The organism is Bacillus sp. TE8-1, from assembly GCF_008368855.1.
Taxonomy (GTDB): Bacteria; Bacillota; Bacilli; order Bacillales; family Bacillaceae_G; genus Bacillus_A; species Bacillus_A cereus.
In genome coordinates, this window is record NZ_QPET01000032.1 from 38973 (window position 1) to 53998 (window position 15026).

Below are 15026 nucleotides of genomic sequence, written 5' to 3' on the forward strand. Positions count from 1 at the left end.
ATTGTGCAGTGATATATTTTTTGAGTTAAAAAGCGCTTTATAAGGTGGGAATGGATATGAAAAAGGAGATTAAGAGAGGCTGGGGAAAGTACATACTATTTATATTGGTGATAGTCATAGGCTACCATTCTTTTACTTTATGTAAGGTGGAAGGGGAATCGATGCAGCCGACTTTATATGAAGAAGACTACGTATTTGTAAATAAAGCGGTAGTACGTCTTTCTAATTTACAACACGGAGAAATTGTCATTATAAAAGAAGAGGATGAATCGAAATATTATGTGAAACGTGTAATAGGGCTTCCTGGTGATGTAATTAACATAACGAACGGAAAGGTATATGTGAACGATAAAAAGCAAGAAGAACCATATACGAACAAAGATTTATTTAACAACACACAAGTGTTTTATAACTTTCAAAAGACAAAAATTCCGCCAAATAAGTTATTTGTAATGGGAGATAACCGCGAAGTAAGTAGAGATAGTCGCAATGGCTTAGGATATATTGAAGAAGATAACATAATTGGCAAGGTGGAATTTGTATATTATCCATTTTCAAAAATGAAAATGATAGAATAAGTGGGGGGATGGGCAAAACCCCACTTATTAAAGTTTCACTTTATTTTCTTTAAAAAACCTTTTGGATTAAATGATATGAAAAATTTATGTTTAGACTCGTCGATTATGAAGTTATTATTTTTAGTTAAAAACTCATCCACAGCTTCCATCGGGCCAGGACCCCAATCGGGAAGAAGCGGATTTCCATTAATGGAGGTATCTTCTACAATTATATAACTGCCAGTAGTGACGATAGATTTATATAGTAAGAGTTCTTTGGATACATGCTCTTTACTATGATCAGAATCTAAAATAACTAAAATCACATCATCAGGTTTGCGCATGCTTACTATTGTTTGGATGGCCTGCACAGAAACAGAAGATGCTGTTAAATACGTAATCCGATTATGTGATGGCCGATTTGGCTGCGGAGTTATATCGATAGTAAGTACGTGACCTTTTCCAATTAAATCTAACATAGAAGCTAAATACAGTGCACTACCACCGTGAAAAGTCCCGCATTCAATAATTAAATCGGGCTTTAATTCATAAATGATTTCTTGATACAAAAAGAGATCAGAGGGAAGTTTACAGATTGGAACTCCAAACCAATGTGTATCTTTTAACCACACAAGGCTATCGTAATATTGTTTTAGAAATTCATTGCTTATAGTATCGATTTTAAATTCTCCTTTCTAAAAAGGCTTCTCTCGTTTGACGTAAAGTGTTTACGCATGAAAGTTGTACTATATATTATGTAGTAAGGAATTGTAAGGCGAGTGTTTTTACTTGAAAATAAGCCAAATAACTCATGTGGAAAATGAAAGGAAATAATCGTATGTACAAATACACAATTTGCTTTATTAGAAAAAGTGATAAAATATTGCTATTAAATAGAAATAAAAAGCCGAATATGGGGATGTGGAATGGTGTTGGAGGAAAAATAGAAGAGAATGAAACGCCATACGAAGGAATAATTAGAGAAACATTTGAGGAAACGGGTATAGAACTTTCAAGTGTAACGTATAAAGGGACTGTTGGTTTTAAAGGTAAAGATGAGCCCCAGGCTAGTGAAGGAATGTATGTGTTCGTTGCTGATTTGCCAGATGGCATGCAGATGAATACACCATTTCGTACGGCTGAAGGATTATTAGAATGGAAAGAAATTGATTGGATATTAGATGGTGATAATAGAGGTGTAGTTAGCAATTTACCAAAATACTTACCGACAGTATTAACAGAAGAAAATAAGTTAAAACATATATTCACGTACGATAACCGGAATATTATTCATTACACAACTGCATGTTTGACAGAAGATGATGCGAACAAGCGATATGAAAAACAACTCATTTCTCAATAGAAGAGGATAGTGAAAAATCACGTTTTGTTCTCATTATATATACGAAGTGATTATATGTTTCAGAAATACAATTTATTGGTCAGAATTGTAATATGTATGATATAACCTTTCTTATGGTGAAAGCGTAGAGAACATACGTAAACGGAACAAAAAAGAGGTGGCTTTGCCGCCTCCTTTTTGTTAGCTGTGAATCGCCTTAATCATAAATCGATGTTGCTTCACATCAAAATATCCTTTTTGTAAGATAATTTCATGTATACGATATAAATCCTCATAATACCTTTCGACAGTAAAATCAGGAATTTGCCACGGAATCGCTTTTAAATAGTAGACGATAGCGCCAATATCATAAAAGCGTTGGAAAGGGAATTCTTCCTTTGCTTCTAAAATAGTAAATCCATTTTGCTTTAACTCACTGCATGCGATTTCGAGAGACCAACTTGCAAATTCGCTATTTAGTGGTGAGTCAAACTGCTCATTAAGTTCCGCACAATCGAGACCACCAACTTGTTGTGTAAGGAAAATCCCATTTGGAGAAAGGATTCTGTTTACCTCAGAGGCAGCATATGATTCATGTTGATTTATGATTAAATCAAACTGACCATCTTCAAATGGTAAAGCGGTATCATCCGTTACCTCTATAACTGTAACCCCTAAAGGTTCTAATTGCTTTCGAGCGATTGGCACGTTTGGAGCATAACCTTCAGTCGCAAAAATAGTTGGTGGGAATGGTTGTAACATAGATAAAAACTCTCCACCGCCAGTACCCATATCGAGCATTGATTTAGCGCGTTGCATAAGCTGGAAAGCAGTACTGCCGTACGACCATGATAAAGGCTCGCTCTTCATTCGGCCCGTTTCTGAAATGAAAGAAAAATCCCAACCGCTAAAATGTGTATTTGCACTTTCTAATAAAGTTACAAATAATGGATCACGTTTCATAATTGTATCCTCCTATTTTGTAAGTAAATGATATGGTGAGAAAAGAAAAAAGGAGGACCTCTTATGAAAGTGAAGCGGTTTTACGTTTCGTGCTCGAATAGATTCATATAAATTTGCTCCTTGTGAGAATGGTAATTTATATATTCGGGATAACCGAGTAGAAATCCTTTGAAATTATGGGAGAAGGTAGTTGTTTAATGAAAGATTGGATGGAGTGTACAGAAAAAGGGTGCACTCAAACTTTAGAAAAGGTATTTAATAAACTTAAATTTCCGCCCAGCCCTTTTATGAAATATGTGATATTTCTCACTACTATTAAGTAACAATAAAGTCGTACTGTTTATAAAAGAAGTGACGTTTTTGTATCCCTTTGGATTTACTTATCTATGGGATAAGTAAAGAAGTAGACATATAAACTGAATATAAAAACGTTTTAATTCTTTGAAAACATTCTATAATTTAGTATTGTTATATATGGAATAATTTATTTGTACGAAAAGAGGAATAAGATGTTTATACAAAATTATAAGGGTTTGATGCTAGGGGTAGTTGGTGCTGTATTAGGAGTAATATCCTTTGTTTATTTTAAAGATTTAGATTATATATAAGACGGGCCTTAAGTTATTATCTGTAACATTAATCATTATAGGTCGGGTTATTGCCTGTGATTCGACCCGTTTCAATAAAAAAAGAGAATAATAACGTATAAGATTATTATTATATAAATTTAGCTTGTTGAGCATGAGGAATACTAATCTTACAAAATTGTAAGATTAGAAGTCACATAGTTAGATAGAAGTCATTAACTTATGAAAAAAACTCATCTATAATCCAGATATAAATCATTTACTAAAGGAGTATTCTAATGAAAAAAATTATAAGTTATACGGTTGTTATTGCTATTTTTATAGGAATAGGATTAGGAGTAAAACGTTATGTGCAAGGTCCAGGACAACCAGTCGATGGGATTCTAGTTAGTGGTACTGCAACTGACGTAGAAAAAGTTAAACAAGAGTTTAAAGATGACACTAAACAATCAATAGACTATAAGGTAAAGTACGTCACAACAACAAAAAGGATTCCATTATCAGAAGAAGATAAGAAACAAAATGATACAAATGAAGAATTTGAAATCAACACTACAGAATATGCAGTTATTAATAGTTCTACCGCGGTAAAATTATTTAATAAGGGACTTCTAAGAGCTAGAAAAGATCCAAATTTAGCATCTATTATTTCTGAGAGGGTGAAAGATAAAAATAAAGTATCTAGTGATCAGAATCTATTATTTTCTTATGCGGGTGATAATTCAACGGTTGATAATTTTGAAAATAACCAGTTGAATTTGAACGGTAAGATGGTATCTGCCCAGTATGTTAAACAGCAAATTTGGATTGGGTATGCCCCAATGAACCTTGTTATTCTAAAAGACCAAGACTATAATGCAATTTCTGAATCAGAGTCAATAATGAAATTAATTCAATTTAAAAAACGTGATTTTGATTATAAAAACAAACAAGAAGTAGATAAAGTTTTACAACAGATTGATAAGGTCTCATCGAATAATCAGTATAAAATAAACTTTGTAGAGGTACAAGACTAACTTAAAATGATAAGAAGGTGATATAAATGGAAATCGTAAGAATAGAAAATGTAGTCAAAAGTTATGGTGAAGGAAATAGTAGGGTAGATGCTTTGAAGGGCATAAATCTTTCTATACAGCAAGGGGAATTTGTATCAATCGTAGGAGCTTCTGGCTCAGGTAAAAGTACATTGTTACATATTTTGGGAGGGTTGGACCGTCCGAGTTCAGGACAAGTATTTATCGGAGAGAACAATATTTATAATTATTTAGATAATGAACTTTCGATATTTAGAAGAAGAAAAGTTGGTTTTATATTTCAGTTCTTTAATTTAATTCCTGTATTGAATGTGCAAGAGAATATAGCTTTGCCCACTTTACTAGATAATGAACCTGTAGATAATCCTTATATGGACGAAATTATTGAAATTCTGGGACTTCATGAAAGACGAAATCATTTACCATCTGAATTATCAGGAGGTCAGCAACAACGGGTTTCGATTGGGAGGGCACTTATAAATCGCCCACATTTAATCTTAGCTGATGAACCTACAGGAAATCTGGATACTCAAAATACAAAAGAAGTCATGGATTTATTAAGATTGACAGCAAAAAAATATAATCAAACTATTGTATTGATTACTCACGATTTAAAAATTGCATCAACTTCTGACCGTATTATTACAATTGAAGATGGCCAAATCATTTCCGATCAGTGGCTATCCACGAATAAGCCTAAGACGGGAGGAAACTAATCTTGATTGGTAATTATAAACAATTAAGCAGGAGATACTTAAAGGGAAATAAGAAACGAACAATTTTAACTTTGATAGGAATCGTACTCTCTGTATCGTTAATTTCTACAATCGGCCTATTTATGAACGGTACTCAGATTTCTCAAATCGAGAATACGAAAAAGAGGCAAGGGTATTCTTTTCATGCCGTTGTATTAAATTACGATGAATCGATATTGAAAAAAATTAAATATAACCCGCAAATTGAATCATTTGGTTTAATGTCACAGGGAGAAACAGTCCAAGTTGGAGAGGCTGCTGTACAAATGAATTTTGCTGATGATAACGCCTTGGAATTTTTAAAATACAGTATTATTAAGGGCAGATTGCCATCTAATGATCAAGAAGTTGCTGTTGATCCCTGGGTATTACCTTATATAAAAGAAAATATTCAAATAGGTGATTCATTCGAATTAAATGAAAAAAAATACAAATTGGTTGGTTTTCTAAGTGATAGTACATATACACAGGAAAATAAGGTGGGACGGTTACTAACCTATAAGAGTAAGTTTAGCGCTGGTGAAGGAAAAATATTAGTTGGAATTAGCTCAAAAGCAAACTTTAATGAGGTTTTAGAGGGACTCAAGACCATTTCCGGAGAAAATAATATTAATATAAGTAATGAATTAATTCAATTAGAGAAACCAGGTTACAATAATTCGATTATGGCTACGCTAATTATTACAATCAGCATTGTTGTGATAGCGACAATTGTTGTGATTTACAACGCTTTTCAAATCAGTGTCGTAGAACGAACGAGGCAGTTTGGCTTGTTGAGAAGCATTGGTGCAACACGAAAACAAATTAGACAAATCGTGCTGAGAGAAGCTACTTTTCTAGCTGTTATCGCTATACCTATTGGAATTATATGCAGCCTAATAGCGCTTACCTCTCTTCAGTTCACTTTTTCACTTTTAATGGAAAATAGTAAAGCGGTCTCGATATTCCATGTTGATTGGAATATTTTACTAATAAGTTCGATTATTACCTTGCTTTCTGTAATAGCGTCAAGCTTGTACCCAGCTTATTTTGCAGGGAAAATCTCCCCTTTGTTGGCAATTAGTAGCAGGTTGTCAATTAAAAAGGAACAAATCAAAAAACAAAAGAATTCCATGGTGAAAAAACCTTTATCTATTCCTTTGAGCATGGCTATGAAAAATGTTAAGCGAAATAAAAATCGCTATACCATTACAATCTTATCAATTATTATAAGTAGTGTGTTATTTATTACTTTCTCGTATTTAATGAGTGTTGCATTTGCATCTAAATCTTTTGATAAGTTATCTGTTAAATCGGATATTACAATTAAGATAGTGGATAATAATCCAGATCATTTAGCTGAAAGTGAACAAGTTTTGCATCAATTGAAATCACTTGAAAATATATCTAAAGTATACGAAAAAAAGGAGAATAGCTTTGAAACTAAATTAAAGGATGTAACTCAATCTTCCGCGACAGTAAAGGAAATAGAAAACACGATTGGAAAAAGCTATTCCATTACAATCGTAAATAATTATCAAGAAAATAAAACAAAAAAAGAAGAAAAACTTACTTTACAAGTGCTTGCATATGGTTTCATCACAGTCATTTCTTTAATTAGTAGCGTTAATATCCTCAATACTATAACTATAAGTATCATGACTAGACGAAAAGAATTGGCCGCTTTGAAATCCATTGGTATGTCACAAAAGGATTTGAAAAAAATGATTACCTATGAAGCTTTGATTTACGGTTTTTCTGGAAGTTTACAAGGAATCTTTTTTGGCTGTATATTGTCTTATATTATATATTTAGCTATATCTGATATGTTGAAAATGACATGGACGATTCCCTATGAGGCTTGTATCATTACGTTTGTTTCAGCTTTAATAATTAGTTATTTATCAGTCTTAAATCCATTGAAAAAAATTCAACAAGATAATATTATTGATAATATCAGAGAACAATAATATTATAAGCCTGGCTAGATTATAGCCAGGCTATTGTAATTGGAGTATAAGCTAGGGGAAAAAAGGAGAGGGCATACTTGAATAAAAAAATATTACTAGTTGAAGATGATGAAGCTCTTGGCATAGCCATCGAATTTTCATTGAGAAATGAAGGTTATGAGGTGATTAGAGCGTCCAGTGTAAAAGAAGCTAAACACCAGTTTGTTCACAATACATTTGATTTGTCCATCCTTGATATCGGCCTACCAGATGGTAATGGTTATGACTTATGTTTGTATTTTAAAAAGAAAAACGAGAATTCGATTATTATTTTCTTAACTGCACTAGACGAAGAAGCAAATGTGGTAATGGGGCTGGATATAGGCGGTGATGATTATATAACCAAACCTTTTCGGGTTAGGGAACTCATGGCCAGAGTGAAAGTACAATTGCGTAAACAAGCGTCGCTAGAAACGCCATCTCAAATTTTAAGATCTGAGAATATAAGAATCGATACGAACCTAGTCAAGGTTTATAAAAATTGTGAAAGTATTACATTGACGAATTTAGAATACAAGCTGCTATTGAATTTCATGAAGAATTCTCACAAAGCATTAAAAAGAGATGAACTCCTACAACAAATAACAGAAGGAGAAAATGTTTTTTTTGATGAAAACACGTTATCTGTATACATAAAGCGTTTAAGAGCTAAAGTTGAAGACAATCCTCAAAAACCACAGTTTATCGTTACCGAAAGAGGATATGGTTATCGTTGGAGCAAGGACGTGATTGGGTGAGCAAGATAATGAAAAATACCGAGTTAAAAAGCTATATGACGATACTAGCCGTCCTTTTATCTATATTTGTGATTTACCAATTTATTATTCAACAATTATTTTATGATCATTTGAAAAGAGACTCTATTGCAACATGGGGGGAAATTACAGCTAGGTTGGTAGAGCAGAATCCAGAAAATGAAGCGGAAATTATGAAAGTCTTATCAAGTCATTCGTCTCACTCAAGTAAATATCAGGAAAAAGGGACAGAGATCCTAAAGCAATATGGATTATATGAAGACTTGGATTCAAAATTTTTTCCTCACTTAAATAATCTAATTATTAATCACAATCAATTTATGATGTGGGGATTAATTGCTTTTGGATTTTTACTTTTTGTTGCAAACTACATGCAACAAAAAATTATTTTCAATAAGATTAGCCAGCTTACTAGAGCTGCAAAAAAGATAATCGAGGGAGATTACTCGGTTGTCATCAATGAAAATAAAGAGGGGGATTTCGCGAAACTGGCGATTTCATTTCGTTCAATGAGGGATATCATTAGAAAAAATATGCATGATTTGCTTGAAGAGAAACGGTTTTTAGGAGAAATGTTGCAGGATATATCTCATCAGTTAAAAACGCCGCTTTCAACTATTTCTATCTATAATGAAATGTTGTTAAATGAGAAACTATCCCGAGAGCAACAAGCTCAATTACTACAAAATAATGATATTCAGATTTCTAGAATGAATGTCTTAATTCAGAATTTGTTAAAAGTAGCAAAAATTGATGCAAAAGCGATTTCGTTTGATAAAGAGCCAGGGAATTTAGTAGATACGACTGAGGAAGTACTAAATCGCTTGCAAAGCATGATAAGTGATAAAAATATTTTGATTGATTGGAATGCACCAAGAGAAATAGTCGTTATTCACGACAAATTATGGATGCAGGAAGCTTTGTTAAACCTGTTGAAGAATGCAATCGAACATTCTAAACCCGGTGGTAAAATAATGATTCAGGCCAAAAATTCTCCAATCTATACAGAACTAGTAATCCAAGACTTTGGAGAGGGAATTTCAGCTGAAGAATTACCTCATATTTTTGAACGATTCTATAAATCAAGTAGTTCTAAAAAGCACGGATCGACCGGAATTGGATTGGCACTTGTCAAAGCTATTATAGAGGCACATCACGCCTTAATTACAGTTGAAAGTGAAAAAAATGCTTATACAAAATTTACAATTATTTTTATGAAATTTTAATAACAGTTTGGTATATATTTTAATCTTTTTAATATAAAGGGGTTTTTTTATGTTTAATAGATTGAAGTGTTTTCTTTTATCTGAGAAAGAAATAGTTGATACTGTGAAAAAATACAAGGAGGAAAAAATACACGTTTCCATAATAAAAGATTTTTTAGGGGATTTAATCTTAATAAGAACTTTTACATTTTTAATGTTTGTTCCAGTATCAACTTTTATTTTTTCAGTTATAATTTATGGAGCTGTTTTCTTTTTATCAGGCATTAAGATTACTGTTTGGGGCATCACTATAATGTTATTAGTTCCAATAACATTACTTTTCTATATGAATATAACTAATACATCAATTATTATTACTGATTTAGTGAGAAAATTTTTATTAACCATAAAATATCTAAATCCATTTTACTCAATCATAAATAAACCTTGGCTCTTTATTTTTGAATTATTAATTGGTTTTTTATATGTATTTCTGCTATCTTTATTTTCTATTTGGATAGTATTACATTCATTAGAAATAGATTTTTCTGAATTTAGTTCGGAGGATAATCGAAGTTTTCAATTTTCAATTATTATTTTACATACAGCAATTTATTTGTTTATAAGAGTTCATGGCCAGTATTGTAAGACAACTAAGCAAAAAATTAAAAAGCTGAAAATGAAGTTTTATTTATGGTTTTGTTCTATGATTGCAAGTATTGTATATATATTTGAATCACTCTTTAATTATATGAATGGAATCCAAGCAATTTATTTTATTTTTGTTTTAATGATTGCTTTAGAAAGAACAGTGACACATTATAAGAAATTTATAGATTTTTTAGAATGTGAAAATTTGTATGAAAAATATTTTTAGAGAGAAAAGTCTTTTGAAATATAAAAAGTTATACCTACTAAATACTGGACGAGTAAAAAAACGCTATTCTTTTTCTAGAATCATAGGAAAAGATAGCGTTTTTGTTTAATATACTCAAAAACAAAAATCTTTTGGTAAAGTACCATTTTTAATAACTGTTCTTAACCCATGTTTTATAATCCAAGGATTAATAGGATGCTGTTTATCACGTAATTGCTGTAACCACTGAAAAACGAGTTCTTTATCTTTTTTCGTAATATCGTTAATATGATTGGCTACAGATTTTTGAACATATTTAGAAGGGTCATTCATTAATGGTTCAAGAAGTTGTAAATTGTACTTAAAATCACCTTTTAGAGCTCCTATTTTTTTAGCCCAAGGAAGCCTTGGTCTTGTACCTTCAGAAACTAATCTTCTAATGTGGCTGTTTTCGTCATGAATCCACTGTTGCAATATGTCTAGTGTATCTTCATGATATGTTTCAAGAAAAGGCCGAATGGCATATTCAGCAGTATTCCTTTTCGTTATTTCATACATTGCATTGAACGAGATTTTAAAATCGTTAAGCCCATATTTTTCAACGTATTTTGCAAGAGGCATATACATATATCCATTTGTAAATGTGCCTACTTCTGTTGTATTTTCTGGTCCTAATGTCTTCAGTAATATATGTATTGCGGCATTAAAATCTTTTTGTAAAGCATTGTGTAATTCATCTGCAATTACTTCAATACGCTGTTTTAACTCTAAATTTTCAACTTTACAAGCTACAGAATCTACAAAGATGTTTTTAGAGAAATAAGGATCGTGTTTACAAATAGAATCAGCTATTTTTTCTGCTAATTCTTCATTAAATAAAAATTTTAACGGAACATATTTACCCATTTTTTCACCTCGGTGGTCAAATGAAAACAATTTTTATTTTTTAATCGACAATCCATAAACCAAAGTCTCACTCGGAGTCGTAATACTAAAACCTGTCGTCTTATAATCAAGTTTCACCGTATCACCAGTGTAGTCTTTCGTGAATGAATCCATTTGTACGATAAGCTCTGCATCTTCATATACAACATCATCTGCGTTATATGTATCCCAAATTAAATCGACATCAACGAAAATACTACAAGAGTTCGTCATTGTTCCTCTAATGCGAACGATCTTTTTATCTTCAAGTTCTAATCTATGTATAGCTGCTTTTGCTTCATCAGTAATGCGAATGTTCATTGTATCCCAACCTTTATTTATATTTCCTTTATTATTGCAAAAACAGGAGCAATAGGGAAGTAAAGAGGTTTGCAACAAAAAACGAGCAAACAAATTTGTTTGCTCGTTTCACTTTATTTTAGTTCACATTTATCAAGTGGAATCAATTTTGTTTTTTTCGTAAATTTATAACCTAACCATAGTACTAAGAAGAGTGGTAAACCGATGTAAGAAACGAGTACACCGTTCCAGTCGATTGACTCACCCATAAATGCCCCGTAGTTTTGTCCTAAAATTACGATGATACAAAGTGTAAATGCAAAGATTGGACCGAAGGGGAACCATTTTGCTCTATATGGTAAGTCATTTAAATCTTTTCCTTGTGCGATATACGCTTTACGGAAACGGTAATGACTAATTGCAATGCCGACCCAAGCGATAAAGCCAGACATTCCTGATGCATTTAATAACCAAATGTATACAACACCGTCACCGAATAAAGAAGCAATGAAAGCAATACTACCGACAATCGATGTTACGATTAATGCGTTAACAGGTACACCGCGGCTATCTAATTTACCAAGAAACTTTGGTGCCTTCCCTTGGCGAGCTAAATCCCAAAGCATACGAGTTGATGCATACATACCAGAGTTACCAGCAGATAGTACTGCCGTTAAAATAACAGCGTTCATAACAGAAGCAGCAAAGGCAACGCCCGCTTTTTCGAAAATAAGTGTAAATGGACTTACTGTTACATCACTTGCAGCAAGACTTTCAGTTGTATAAGGAATTAATAAACCGATAACGAGAATCGCAAGGATATAGAATAAAAGAATACGCCAAAAGATTGAACGAATTGCTTTTGGGATATTACGTTCTGGATCAGATGTTTCACCAGCAGCTACTCCTAATAGTTCAGTACCTTGGAATGAGAAACCAGCTGCCATAAACACACCGATAATTGCCATGATACCGCCGTTAAATGGTGCATCTGCAACAGTGAAGTTTTTGAAGCCAACCGTTTCGCCGCCCATAATTCCAAAAATCATCATGAAACCAACAATTAAAAAGATAATAATCGTAACTACTTTAATAAGTGCGAACCAATATTCAGATTCACCAAACCCTTTAACAGATAAGTAGTTTAAAAGGAAAATAATAGCTAAACATAATCCGCTCCAAATAAGAGAAGGGGTATCTGGGAACCAAAATTTCATAATTAATGTTACAGCAGCTAGTTCAGCAGCAATCGTAATTGCCCAGTTATACCAATAGTTCCATCCAAGTGCAAAGCCAAGTGATGGATCAACAAATTTTGTTGCGTACGTACTAAAAGATCCAGTAACAGGCATGTAAGCTGCGAGTTCAGCTAAGCTTGTCATTAAAAAGTAAACCATAATTCCAATTGCGGCGTATGCAATTAATGCACCACCAGGTCCAGCTGAATGGATGACACCACCGCTGGCAAGAAATAGTCCGGTACCAATTGTACCGCCGAGAGAAATCATCGTAAGGTGACGAGATTTTAATCCGCGTTTTAATTCACCTTGTCCTTGTGTAGTTTGCGTTTTAGAGGTAGATTGATTTGTTGCGCTATTCATGTTCAACACTCCTTTTCTTGTAGGTTAGGAAGGAGCGGGGGAGAAAAATACAAAAAACCGCCAAAGGAATTTGGCGGAACGTTTCACAAATAACCACCCCATCATACCCTTCCGTTAAGATAGCACCCCACGTTTACACGGTAATTTTGTAAACGTGACAGTTCTGTTCCTTTCGGAGACAGCCCCAGCTCATATTTCCAGAGAAGAAATATAAACTTCGGCAACTTTTCCTTTCAAACGGAGTCGGTGACATTCTCTGTGTCTCGTCCGTCGTACTCTTAAAAGTCGCAACCTCTACCTCATCGGATTGATGAGGATTTGATATATTGCTAAGATTTTTAATATATGGCAATTGTAATGACTTTCTGAATATATTGCAAGATATTTTGTTAGGAAAAGTCAAAAAATATCGGTTATTGTATAGGAAACGCTTGCAAAACTCCACCCGAACCTACTATTATGTAGCAATAAGCAAAGAAAAAATTGTTATACAAATGTTTCGCAAAAAATATTGAAAAACCCTCTAAATTAAAAGAAAATTCAGAAAAATATAATTCGACATTCATAATAAAGTCATATTATTTGTTATAATTAGAGTAACGTTTAAGCAAAAAGGGGAAATCAAAATGAAATTAGAAACAGAAAGGCTCTATATAGTGCCGTGTACAGAAGAGAGGATTCAAGTCGCTAACGAGCAAGGATACAATAGCGGCCCGCATATTGTAGGGCATGTAAAGAATGTAAAACAAGATGCAACTTTATTACCATGGGGGGCGTGGTATGTTCTTCGAAAAGAAGATGATAGCGTTTTAGGTGATATTGGGTTTAAAGGGAAACCAAACGAGGATCAAACAGTAGAAATTGGCTATGGATTCATTGAGAAATATTGGAATCAGGGCTATGCAACAGAAGCTGTAAAAGAACTAATCGATTGGGCTTTCAAAACAGGTGAGGTAGAAACAATAATTGCAGAGACACTTCTAGATAATTATAGTTCGATGCGTGTTTTAGAAAAGTTACATATGAAGAGAGTAAATGCTACAGAAATGATGATTAATTGGAAAATAGAAAAATAAAAAATACCGCTCTAAATTGAGCGGTATTTTTTATAGTTATGGTAGCATTTGCTTCTGATCATTCGGATACTCAGCCGTTGACGTATTAGGACGATTGGAATGATTACGAACAGCAATGAAAATAGAAATAATAACGACAAGACCAACTGCAACGTAAGAAAGTGAAATAATAGTTGGATCCACTTTAAAGGTAGTAAGCAGTGTACGAATGTTTGTAAAGATAATAAGACCACCAACTAATACGCCAAGTAAATGAGAAGGAACGATGCGAACTAGCCATGCCGCGATTGGTGCCGCTACGATACCACCGAGCATGAGAGAAAATACCCAAACCCAGCTTACTTGTTCCCAGCCAAGTGAGATGAAGAAGCCGATTGTTGCAGCGAGTGAAACAGGAAATTCACTCGTATCTACAGATCCAATAACTTTTCTAGCTTCATTTCCTCTTGCTAGAAGAACAGGTGTCGTAATCGGCCCCCAACCACCGCCACCAGTTGAATCAACGAATCCAGCGAATAAACCAAGCGGCACAAGTTGTTTTGCAGACATACGCTTATTTGAAGTGACAATTTGTTTTTGAATGATGAATCGTAATAAAATATAAACCCCTAAAGTAAATAAAAATACGGAAATGTACGGTTTGATTACATCTCCAGGCAAATTACTTAAAAAACATGCCCCAACAAATGCGCCGATTGCCCCAGGTAATGTAAGCCTGGAAACTGTATATTTATCAACGTTTCCAAATTTGATATGAGATGCGCCAGAAGCTGCAGTTGTAACGACTTCAGCTAAATGAACCGATGCGGAAGCTACAGCCGGTGCAATACCAAACATTAATAATAGTGAAGTAGACGTTACCCCATACGCCATTCCGAGTGCTCCATCGATCAGTTGAGCGAAAAATCCAATAATAGCAAAGACAATTAATTTCTGCATAAATAATCCCCCTGTAATAATAAATGAAAAAGACACTTTTCCCGTATGAGAAAAGTGCCTTTGGTTTTTCCAATCAGCAATAATTAAATTTGTTTCATTATAATACATATTAATCGTATAAATCAACTAGGTTTTAAAGTTTTT

General features: G+C 33.4%; 15 protein-coding genes and 1 riboswitch. Of the genes, 9 read left to right on the forward strand and 6 right to left on the reverse strand.

Translation table 11 applies throughout. The features are described from left to right. The first annotated feature begins 56 nt into the window (after positions 1-56). Complete coding sequence (lepB, locus tag DN404_RS26160; protein ID WP_002094069.1) at positions 57-578, forward strand: signal peptidase I; 522 nt, start codon at positions 57-59, stop codon at positions 576-578. Between the two features lie 35 nt (positions 579-613). Here lepB and DN404_RS26165 read toward each other — a convergent pair whose 3' ends face one another. After that, positions 614-1237 (reverse strand): cephalosporin hydroxylase family protein, encoded by a 624-nt coding sequence (locus tag DN404_RS26165; RefSeq protein WP_268258618.1) that lies wholly within the window; start codon positions 1235-1237, stop codon positions 614-616. Between the two features lie 158 nt (positions 1238-1395). Here DN404_RS26165 and DN404_RS26175 point away from each other — a divergent pair, with 158 nt between their 5' ends. Beyond that, positions 1396-1920 (forward strand): NUDIX hydrolase, encoded by a 525-nt coding sequence (locus tag DN404_RS26175; RefSeq protein ID WP_149215632.1) that lies wholly within the window; start codon positions 1396-1398, stop codon positions 1918-1920. A 180-nt stretch (positions 1921-2100) separates the two neighbouring features. On the opposite strand, the gene DN404_RS26180 is transcribed toward DN404_RS26175, so the two are convergent. Then, positions 2101-2862 carry a class I SAM-dependent methyltransferase gene (locus DN404_RS26180; protein WP_016122758.1) on the reverse strand — a complete coding sequence of 254 codons (762 nt, stop codon included), beginning with the start codon at positions 2860-2862 and terminating at the stop codon, positions 2101-2103. 865 nt (positions 2863-3727) lie between these two features. On the opposite strand from DN404_RS26180, the gene DN404_RS26185 reads away from it, so the two are divergent. The 6 genes from DN404_RS26185 (at position 3728) to DN404_RS26210 (ending at position 10063) form a co-directional block, all read left to right on the forward strand. Next, positions 3728-4465 carry a lipoprotein BA_5634 family protein gene (locus DN404_RS26185; protein ID WP_113303714.1) on the forward strand — a complete coding sequence of 246 codons (738 nt, stop codon included), beginning with the start codon at positions 3728-3730 and terminating at the stop codon, positions 4463-4465. Between the two features lie 26 nt (positions 4466-4491). Beyond that, complete coding sequence (locus tag DN404_RS26190; protein ID WP_023522344.1) at positions 4492-5199, forward strand: ABC transporter ATP-binding protein; 708 nt, start codon at positions 4492-4494, stop codon at positions 5197-5199. A gap of 2 nt (positions 5200-5201) precedes the next feature. Further along, positions 5202-7187, forward strand: coding sequence for an ABC transporter permease (locus DN404_RS26195; protein WP_048535698.1), 1986 nt, complete (start codon positions 5202-5204; stop codon positions 7185-7187). 77 nt (positions 7188-7264) lie between these two features. Next, on the forward strand, positions 7265-7963 hold the full coding sequence (locus DN404_RS26200) for a response regulator transcription factor (protein WP_001035094.1): 699 nt from the start codon (positions 7265-7267) through the stop codon (positions 7961-7963). An 8-nt stretch (positions 7964-7971) separates the two neighbouring features. After that, entirely contained in the window at positions 7972-9207 is a 1236-nt protein-coding gene (locus DN404_RS26205) for a HAMP domain-containing sensor histidine kinase (protein ID WP_000798888.1), read from the forward strand. A gap of 49 nt (positions 9208-9256) precedes the next feature. Then, positions 9257-10063 carry a hypothetical protein gene (locus DN404_RS26210; RefSeq protein ID WP_000483294.1) on the forward strand — a complete coding sequence of 269 codons (807 nt, stop codon included), beginning with the start codon at positions 9257-9259 and terminating at the stop codon, positions 10061-10063. A 114-nt stretch (positions 10064-10177) separates the two neighbouring features. Here the strand turns inward: DN404_RS26210 and DN404_RS26215 are convergent, their stop codons facing one another. The 3 genes from DN404_RS26215 to DN404_RS26225 all read right to left on the reverse strand — a co-directional run bounded on the left by DN404_RS26215 (position 10178) and on the right by DN404_RS26225 (position 12867). After that, entirely contained in the window at positions 10178-10948 is a 771-nt protein-coding gene (locus tag DN404_RS26215) for a DNA alkylation repair protein (protein WP_149215633.1), read from the reverse strand. A gap of 33 nt (positions 10949-10981) precedes the next feature. After that, positions 10982-11287 (reverse strand): iron-sulfur cluster biosynthesis family protein, encoded by a 306-nt coding sequence (locus DN404_RS26220; protein WP_001026167.1) that lies wholly within the window; start codon positions 11285-11287, stop codon positions 10982-10984. A 113-nt stretch (positions 11288-11400) separates the two neighbouring features. Then, positions 11401-12867, reverse strand: coding sequence for an amino acid permease (locus DN404_RS26225; protein WP_001083385.1), 1467 nt, complete (start codon positions 12865-12867; stop codon positions 11401-11403). A gap of 112 nt (positions 12868-12979) precedes the next feature. Next, positions 12980-13172, reverse strand: a riboswitch (Lysine riboswitch). Positions 13173-13493: 321 nt separating this feature from the next. On the opposite strand from DN404_RS26225, the gene DN404_RS26230 reads away from it, so the two are divergent. Further along, positions 13494-13943, forward strand: a complete 450-nt coding sequence (locus DN404_RS26230) for a GNAT family N-acetyltransferase (protein ID WP_000764607.1) — start codon at positions 13494-13496, stop codon at positions 13941-13943. 36 nt (positions 13944-13979) lie between these two features. Here the strand turns inward: DN404_RS26230 and DN404_RS26235 are convergent, their stop codons facing one another. Further along, positions 13980-14990 carry a sulfite exporter TauE/SafE family protein gene (locus DN404_RS26235; RefSeq protein ID WP_002024365.1) on the reverse strand — a complete coding sequence of 337 codons (1011 nt, stop codon included), beginning with the start codon at positions 14988-14990 and terminating at the stop codon, positions 13980-13982. Positions 14991-15026: the final 36 nt, after the last annotated feature.